Origin of the sequence: Streptomyces tricolor (assembly GCF_002155905.1) — a bacterium.
Classification (GTDB): Bacteria; Actinomycetota; Actinomycetes; order Streptomycetales; family Streptomycetaceae; genus Streptomyces; species Streptomyces tricolor.
In genome coordinates this window covers 1-8,276 of record NZ_MUMF01000107.1, presented here as the reverse complement: position 1 = coordinate 8,276, position 8,276 = coordinate 1, and the positions used below count along the sequence as shown (strand labels likewise).

Here is an 8,276-nt window from a genome sequence, read left to right as displayed (position 1 = left end):
CCCCACGCACGGCCCCCGTTGGCCCCTGGACCGCACGGACGGCGGCTACACCCTCACCGACCCCGAGACGGGCCAGGTACGGCACTTCACCGACCGCTCCGAAACCCTGGCGGTCCTGGAACAGATCGACGACCGCAACGGCAACTGGATCACTTTCGAACACGACGAGGCGGGAGCGCCCTCGGCCGTCGTCCACAGCGGCGGCTACCGCCTGCGGATCGACAGTGCCGACGGCCGCGTCACCGCCCTGCACCTGGCGGGCGCGGCGGCGGACGGCAGCGCCCGGGAACTGATCCGCTACGGCTACACCGACGGCCACCTCACCGAAGTCTTCAACTCCTCCGGCCGCCCCACCCGCTTCACCTACGACGAGCGGGGCCGCATCACCTCTTGGACCGACACCAACGACAGCCACTTCACCTACGTCTACGACGACCAGGACCGCTGCACCCACCAGACCGGTGCCGCCGGCCACCTGGCCTCGTCCTTCACCTACGGGCCGGTCGACCCCGAGACCGGCGAACACACCACCACCATCACCGACTCACACGGCCACGCCACCCGCTACCTGATCAACCACCGCTGCCAGGTGATCGCCGGGACGGACCCCCTCGGCGCGACCACCCGTTTCACGCGGGACCGCTACAACCGCCTGCTCTCCACGACGGACCCCCTGGGCCACACGACGACGTTCGAGTACGACGAGGCCGGCAACCTCACCCGCGTGATCCGCCCGGACGGCCGCGAGGCACGAGCGGAATACAACGCCCTCGGCCTGCCGGTGAAGGTCGTGAATCCGGACGCCACGGTGGTCCGCCAGACGTACGACGACCGGGGCAACGTAACGTCGATCACCGACCCGTCCGGCAAGACCACCCGCCTCAGTTACAACGCGGCGGGGCACCTGACCTTGGTGACCGACCCACTCGGCCACAGCATCAGCATCGTGTGTAACCAGGCAGGGTTGCCACTGGAGGTTACGGACCCGGTCGGTGGCGCGACCCGGTACACACGAGACGCGTTCGGTCGGACCGTCGAGGTCACTGATCCGACGGGCGCCACCACACGCCTGGAGTGGACGGTGGAGGGCCGTCTGACACGCCGCACGTCCCCCGACGGTGCGGTCGAGCTCTGGACCTACGACGGCGAGGGCAACTGCACCAGCTACACCGATCCGATCGGCGGCGTCTCGCACTTCGAGTACACCCACTTCGACCTGCTCACCGCCCGCACCGGCCCGGACGGCGTCCGCTACGAGTTCCAGCACGACACGGAACTGCGCCTGACCAAGGTCACGAACCCACAGGGCCTGACCTGGACGTACGCATACGACGCGGCCGGCCGCCTGGTACGGGAGACGGACTTCGACGACCGCCCGCTGACCTACGAGTACGACGCGGCGGGCCGCCTGACCTCACGGCGCAACGCACTCGGCGAGGTGACCTCCTTCGAGCGGAACGCACTCGGCCAAGCCGTCCGCAAGGACGCGGCAGGCCGGGTCACCACCTACGCCTACGACCTGACCGACCAACTGGCCCAGGCGACGGGCCCCGACGCGACCCTCACCCTGCTCCGCGACCGGCACGGCCGCCTGCACTCGGAGTCCGTCAACGGCCGGACGATGACGTACACCTACGACGAACTGGGGCGCCGCACAGGCCGTACGACCCCGACCGGGGCCAGGACGACGTGGTCGTACGACGCGGCGGGCCGCCGCACAGGCATGGTGGCCTCAGGCCGGACGATCGGCTTCACGTACGACGAGGCGGGCCGCGAGCTGACCCGCCACATCGGCGGCACGATCGCGCTCGAGCACACCTTCGACCCCATGGGCCGCCTGACCACCCAGTCCGTGACCGGCGCCGGCGGCACCAGGATCCAGCACCGGGCGTACACCTACCGGGCCGACGGCAACCTGATCGGCATAGACGACCACCTGTCCGGCGCCCGCCGCTTCGACCTGGACGCGACCGGCCGGGTCATGGCGGTCCACGCGGCCGGCTGGACAGAACGCTACGCCTACGACGCGGCAGGCAACCAGACCGAGGCGTCCTGGCCCTCTGAACACCCGGGCACAGAGGCCACAGGCCCCCGAACCTATGCAGGCACCCGCATCACCCGGGCCGGCAACGTCCGCTACGAACACGACGCCCTCGGCCGCATCATCCTGCGCCAGAAGACCCGCCTGTCCCGCAAGCCGGATACCTGGCGCTACGAGTGGGACACGGAAGACCGCCTGACATCGGTGGTCACCCCGGACGGCACCCGCTGGCGCTACACCTACGACCCCCTGGGCCGCCGCACGGCAAAGCTCCGCCTGGCGGAAGACGGTGAAACGGTCGTGGAACGGGTGGACTTCACCTGGGACGGCACGACTCTCTGCGAACAGACCACTTTCTCGGAAGCCCTCCCGAACCCGGTCACCCTCACCTGGGACCACCAGGGCCTGCGCCCGCTGTCCCAGACGGAACGCATCAGCGCAGCCGACGCCTCCCAGCAGGAAATCGACTCCCGCTTCTTCGCCGTCGTCACCGACCTGATCGGCACCCCGACCGAACTCGTCGACGAGCAAGGCGACATCGCCTGGCGAACCCGCAGCACCCTGTGGGGCACCACAGCATGGTCGGCACACAGCACGACCTACACCCCCCTACGCTTCCCAGGCCAGTACTTCGACCCCGAAACCGGCCTCCACTACAACTACTTCCGCCACTACGACCCCGAAACCGGCCGGTACCTCAGCCCCGACCCCCTGGGCCTCGCCCCGGCTCCCAACGACACTGCCTACGTCCATAACCCGCACACCTGGTTTGACCGCCTGGGGCTCGCACCGGATGAGTGTGAAAAAGGAGGAAGTTGGGATCACGAAGAGGAACCGTATCTGTACCGTGGTATCGGATACGCGAACGAGCATAGCCCACAGAAATGGCTCAGGATGTATGAAGACGCCACGCGCGGCATTGCCAAACCACACGGCGGACACTCGGACCCACAGTCTCACGTAGGGGGCGACACAGACAGCATTTTCACTTCCTGGACAACGTATTACGAGGACATGGCACTGGAAGAGAGTTACAAAGGCAACGGCCCCGGCATCGTCCTTAGAATCCCGAACAGCGACGGAGTAGGTTACTCCCGAGTGCCTGGCGTATCATTTCCATACGATGAAGGGGAAGTGCTTATCCGAGGCACCGTGACAGGGGCTGAGGTAAGTGTCAATGGGGGACCATGGACAAGAATAGGCTAGTGGAGATCGTCAGAGCGGCTGCCGAGTCTGGGGTTTGCGATTCAAGACTCCTCGACCGCCTCACTGAGACCATCTCAATCAATGTGGGGAGCGTCTCAAGGGACAACTTGCTGCAGATTTACCGGCGCCGACTCAAGAGAACCGTCGACGGATCACGCCTCCAAGACGAAACCATGTCCCTCTTGTCGTTCTTGGAAGAGTATCAGCAAGACACACTCACCATGGCAAGCGTCTCACTCGGGGGAGGTGGCAGTGAATTGTTCCTCTTGGACTCCGAAGGCGAGAATATTCTGCATTGGATGAGAATGTTCTCAAGGTAGCCAAAAAGCGCATACTCGAGAGTCAGTCGAGGAGGACGAACATTGGGTCGTGCGGATGAATTCAGGTAGGCCAGCGAGTGATCTCCATACGTAACCGCGTCACCAATACTCGCCATTGCCCCCGCGCAGCAAGGGTGTAAATACCGCCGACTACAGGGACAGGACCGGGCTCATCGGAAAGCGTGAGCGATCCGGGCAGTCCAAACCGCGACCGCCCCGTTCATCGACGGCCCCACCAGACAGTGCGCCGGCCACCCGTACCCCGCCGTTCCCCACCCTCGCCAGAGTCGTCCACGTCCCACCGCCCGACTCCATCTGCATCTGAAGAAAGAAAAGAGACGACGGGAATCTCATGTCGTTCGGTCAGCCGCCTGTCGGTTCTCCTCCTCCGCCCCCTGCCTGGACCCCGCCCTCGGAGATCGAGCAAGTGTTGTTCGAGGCCAAGGGGCGTGGGGACTGGGCGGCGTACTTCGGGGCGCTGGCGCGGGGGAGGCTGTTCTTCGAGATCGACAAGAGCGGGGCGGACGCGACGCCCCGTGCGACGTGCGCCGTCTTCGGGTACGACCCCCGGGTCGCCGGCGGGCGGATCTGGGCGGTGTACACCGAGGGGATGCTGCCCGCGCCGGAGCCGCACCGGGTGTTCGACTGGAACTACCTGGAGTGGTTCGCCAAGGTGTGGGCGCCGAGTGATCCGCCGATGATCGTCGTCAATCCGGGGAGCCCGTGCGAGGCGTTCCTCCCCTCGGCGCCCCCGCACTCGGCGAGCTGGGCGCAGTACGGGCAGCAGGCGTCCGCCCGGAAGCACGCGATGCGGCTGCGTACCCTCCGCGTCGGCGGCCCCCTGCACGGCTCCGTCGCCCACGGCCTCGCCTGCGGTGCGCTCCTGTGCGTGAACAACGGCTCCTTGTGGAACGCCATGGCCTGGCACGGCACGGGCTATCCGGGCGAGCGGAGGCGGCTGAGCGAGTGGTGGGGCATCACGACCCGCGAGGAGTGGCAGTACCACCTCCGCGAGCTGCTCGCCTGCGAGCAGCGCAGCTCCGTCTGGGAGTTCGCGCTCGGCCTGCGCCGCACCATCGCCCGGGACTTCGGCGGGCACGTCGACCCCGGCTACTGGCGGCAGGCCGCCGCCAACGTCATCCGCGCCCGTTCCGACGGCTCGATCGTCGTGTCCGAGGACGGCGTCACGAAGACCGACCCTCGCCCCGAGTCCGAGGTCGAGGCGCGCGTCGAGGGGGTGCAGCGGCTCATCGGGCGCATCACCCGGTACGAGGCCCGGATGCGGGCCGACGGCGTGCTGGACGAGAACCGGTACGTCTCGTCCGTCGACGCCTGGGACCTCGGACGCGCCTCGAAGATGGCCCGGTGGGGGCTCGGGGCCCGTTTCGGCACCCTCCGGGAAGCCGAGTCCGCCGTCGTCCAGGCGGGCCGGTCCGCCGCCCTCGCCTACAAGTCGTGGCAGGACTTCTCTGCCGGCTACATCCTCGGCCGCTGTCTCCACTTCGACGACGAGGAGTTCGGCGACTGGTACCAGGACATGGTCGAGGCGCACCGGATCCTGATGTCCGATCCCGGCAGCCCCTGGCTCACCATCCCGTTCCGGTGACTGGCGCATCGCCGTCTTCCGGACCCTCCGCCCGGCCGTTTTCGGTCGGGCCGTTGGTGTGTACTTGACCTGATCATGTCAGGGTCGGACCATGAGCGCCAACCCGCACAGCGTTCCCGCAGGGAGCCGCACAGAAGGCCCCGGTGGGTTCGTATTCGTACGTCGCACGGGAACATCCCCACCTCCACCCCACAAGGAGCGTTCATGCGACTTCGCATCCGCGGCTCCGGCGCGCGCGGCGGCAGACGGACCGCCGCTCTCGGCGCACTGCTGGCGCTCGCCCTCGCCGCCCCGGTCTCGGCCACCGTCGACCGAGCCAGCGCGGACGGTGTGCGCCGGGTCGAGTCCTCCGGGGACGACATCCGGCAGTACGAGATCCATCAGAGCACGACTCCCGTGACCCGTACGGCCATCCAGGCGACCGGTGTCACCGTCGACGAGGCCGACGAGGAGAGCGTCGTCGTCTCCGGGCGGGCGGAGCAGATCCGCAAGCTGCGCCGGATGGGGTACGAGGTGCAGCCGCTGGGTGCCGCGCCGCAGCGGTCCGGGGCGCGGCTCTACGACTTCCCCGGCGCCGACGCGAAGTACCACAACTACGCCGAGATGACCGCCGAGATCGACCAGCGGCTCGCGGCCTACCCGGGCATCATGAGCAAACGGGTGATCGGGAAGTCGTACCAGGGGCGGGACATCGTCGCCATCAAGGTCAGCGACAACGTCGGCACCGACGAGGCCGAGCCCGAGGTGCTGTTCACCGCGCACCAGCACGCGCGGGAGCATCTGACCGTCGAGATGGCGCTCTACCTGCTGCGCGAACTCGGTGCCGGGTACGGCAGCGACTCCCGGGTCACCAACGTGGTCAACAGCCGGGAGATCTGGATCGTCCCGGACCTGAATCCGGACGGCGGCGAGTACGACATCGCCAGCGGGTCGTACCGGTCGTGGCGGAAGAACCGGCAGCCCAACTCCGGTTCCTCGTACGTGGGGACGGACCTCAACCGGAACTGGAACTACAAGTGGGGCTGCTGCGGGGGATCGTCAGGGTCGCCCTCTTCCGAGACCTACCGCGGGCCCGCCGCCGAGTCCGCGCCCGAGGTGAAGGTCGTCTCCGACTTCGTGCGCGGCCGGGTCGTCGGCGGCAAGCAGCAGATCACGGCCGGGATCGACTTCCACACCTACAGCGAGCTGGTGCTGTGGCCGTTCGGGTACACCTACGCGGACACCGCCACCGGGATGACCGCGGACGACGCCGCCGCGTTCAAGGCCGTGGGGCAGAAGATGGCCGCCAGCAACAGGTACACGGCGGAGCAGTCCAGTGACCTGTACATCACCGACGGGTCCATCGACGACTATCTCTGGGGTGCGCACAAGATCTTCGCCTACACCTTCGAGATGTACCCGGCGTCCGCTTCCGGGGGCGGGTTCTACCCGCCCGACGAGGTGATCGAGCGGGAGACCTCCCGGAACAAGGACGCTGTGTTGCAGCTGCTGGAGAACGCCGACTGCATGTACCGGTCGATCGGCAAGGCCGCCCAGTACTGCAGCTAGCGGCTGGGGCTACGCCTTCTCGGTCTCCTCGGCCTCTTCGAAGTAGGCGTCGAGCACCGCGTCCAGCTGCTCGTCCCACTCCTTGAAGCGCGCCCTGGCCGTCGCCTCGATCTCGATCGGGAACCAGCGGCGGTCAGGCGTGTGCACGGTGACCGTGTAGCGCTTGCCGAAGCGGGGCGTCTCCGTCTCGACCGCGGCGATCTCGTCCCAGCGGAACTCGCAGGCCTCCTCGTCCAGGCTGAGACGGACGCCCTTGCGGTCCGCGACTATCCGCGCCCGGCGGTCGGACGCCTCGAAGACCGGGCCGTCGGCCGGCTCGTCGGCGTCGGAGTCGGGGGCGGTGTCGGGGTCGGCGTCCGCCCGGTCCTCGGCGGGCGGTGCCGGCTCTTCGGCCACCGGGGCGGTCTCCGGCTCGCCGGCCGTCGCCTTCCCGGCCTCCGGTGCCTTCGACACCGGCTCCGCCGGCGTCGGGCCCGTGAGCCCCGGAATGTACGCCGGGTCGAATCCGGCGCCCGTGACGGGCTCCGTCGTCAACGGCTCGGCTTTCAACGGCTCGGCTTTCAACGGCTCGTCCTTCGACGGCTCAGCCTTCGACGGCTTGCTGCTCGATCCTATGCGCTGCTCCACGGCGGCAGTATGGACGACTTCCCTGTGCCGTAACCAGTCAGCTCACGAACACGCTGACCACCGCCGCCACCGCGAACCCCGCCAGTGACAGCACCGACTCCAGCACCGTCCAGGTCCGCAGGGTGTCCCGCTCGCTGATGCCGAAGTACTTGGCCACCATCCAGAATCCGCCGTCGTTGACGTGCGAGGCGAAGATGGAGCCCGCCGAGACGGCCATGATGACGAGGGCGACGAAGGCCTGCGAGTGGTGACCCTCCGACAGCAGCGGGGCCACGATGCCCGCCGTGGTGACGATCGCCACCGTCGCCGAGCCCTGGGCCACCCGGAGGACGAGCGAGATCAGGTAGGAGAGGACGATCACCGGCAGGCCCACGTCGTGGAAGGTGTCCGACAGGGCCTGCGCCACCCCGCTCGCCTTCAGCACGGCACCGAAGATCCCGCCCGCGCCGACCACCAGCAGGATGTTGCCGACCGGCTTGAGGGAGGCGGTCGACACCGTCTCCAGGGACTTCCGGGACCAGCCGCGGCGGATGCCGAGCAGGTAGTAGGCCAGGAGCAGGGCCAGGGTCAGAGCCACGAAGGGGTTGCCGAAGAACTCCAGGACCGAGCGGGTGGGAGAGGGGTCCAGGGCGATCGAGGAGAAGGTGGCGGCGAGGATCAGCAGCAGGGGCGTACCGATGATGGCGAGGACCGTGGTGAGCGGCACCGGCTGCTCCGGCGGTGCCACGCCCTGGGCGCGCTGCTCCTCACGCACCGCGCGCTTGGCCTCCTCCGCCGCCTCGGCCATGTCCTGCGGTACGGCGACGAAGATCCGGCGGCCGATCCAGGCTGAGTACGCCCAGGCGGCCAGCACGGCCGGGAGGCCGCAGACGACGCCCATGAGGATCACCCAGCCGAGCTGCACGTGCAGCAGTCCGGCGGCGGCGAC

At 68.2% G+C, this 8,276-nt stretch carries 5 protein-coding genes; 3 read left to right on the top strand and 2 right to left on the bottom strand.

Going from position 1 to position 8,276, the window contains the following annotated elements; all coding sequences use genetic code 11:
- The 3 genes from CCN44_RS09115 to CCN44_RS09095 all read left to right on the top strand — a co-directional run.
- The coding region (locus CCN44_RS09115) for an RHS repeat-associated core domain-containing protein (protein WP_107502056.1) at positions 1–3,247 on the top strand (3,247 nt) is incomplete at its 5' end.
- A 672-nt stretch (positions 3,248–3,919) separates the two neighbouring features.
- Positions 3,920–5,173 (top strand): DUF1266 domain-containing protein, encoded by a 1,254-nt coding sequence (locus tag CCN44_RS09105; RefSeq protein ID WP_086697315.1) that lies wholly within the window; start codon positions 3,920–3,922, stop codon positions 5,171–5,173.
- A gap of 204 nt (positions 5,174–5,377) precedes the next feature.
- A complete protein-coding gene (locus tag CCN44_RS09095) occupies positions 5,378–6,721 on the top strand; it encodes a M14 family metallopeptidase (RefSeq protein WP_208639738.1) in 1,344 nt (447 codons plus the stop codon).
- 9 nt (positions 6,722–6,730) lie between these two features.
- Here the strand turns inward: CCN44_RS09095 and CCN44_RS09090 are convergent, their stop codons facing one another.
- Together CCN44_RS09090 and CCN44_RS09085 are read right to left on the bottom strand one after the other, a co-directional pair.
- Positions 6,731–7,348, bottom strand: a complete 618-nt coding sequence (locus CCN44_RS09090) for a hypothetical protein (protein ID WP_414820491.1) — start codon at positions 7,346–7,348, stop codon at positions 6,731–6,733.
- A gap of 37 nt (positions 7,349–7,385) precedes the next feature.
- On the bottom strand, positions 7,386–8,276 hold an 891-nt coding region (locus tag CCN44_RS09085; RefSeq protein WP_244203899.1), incomplete at its 5' end, for a GntP family permease.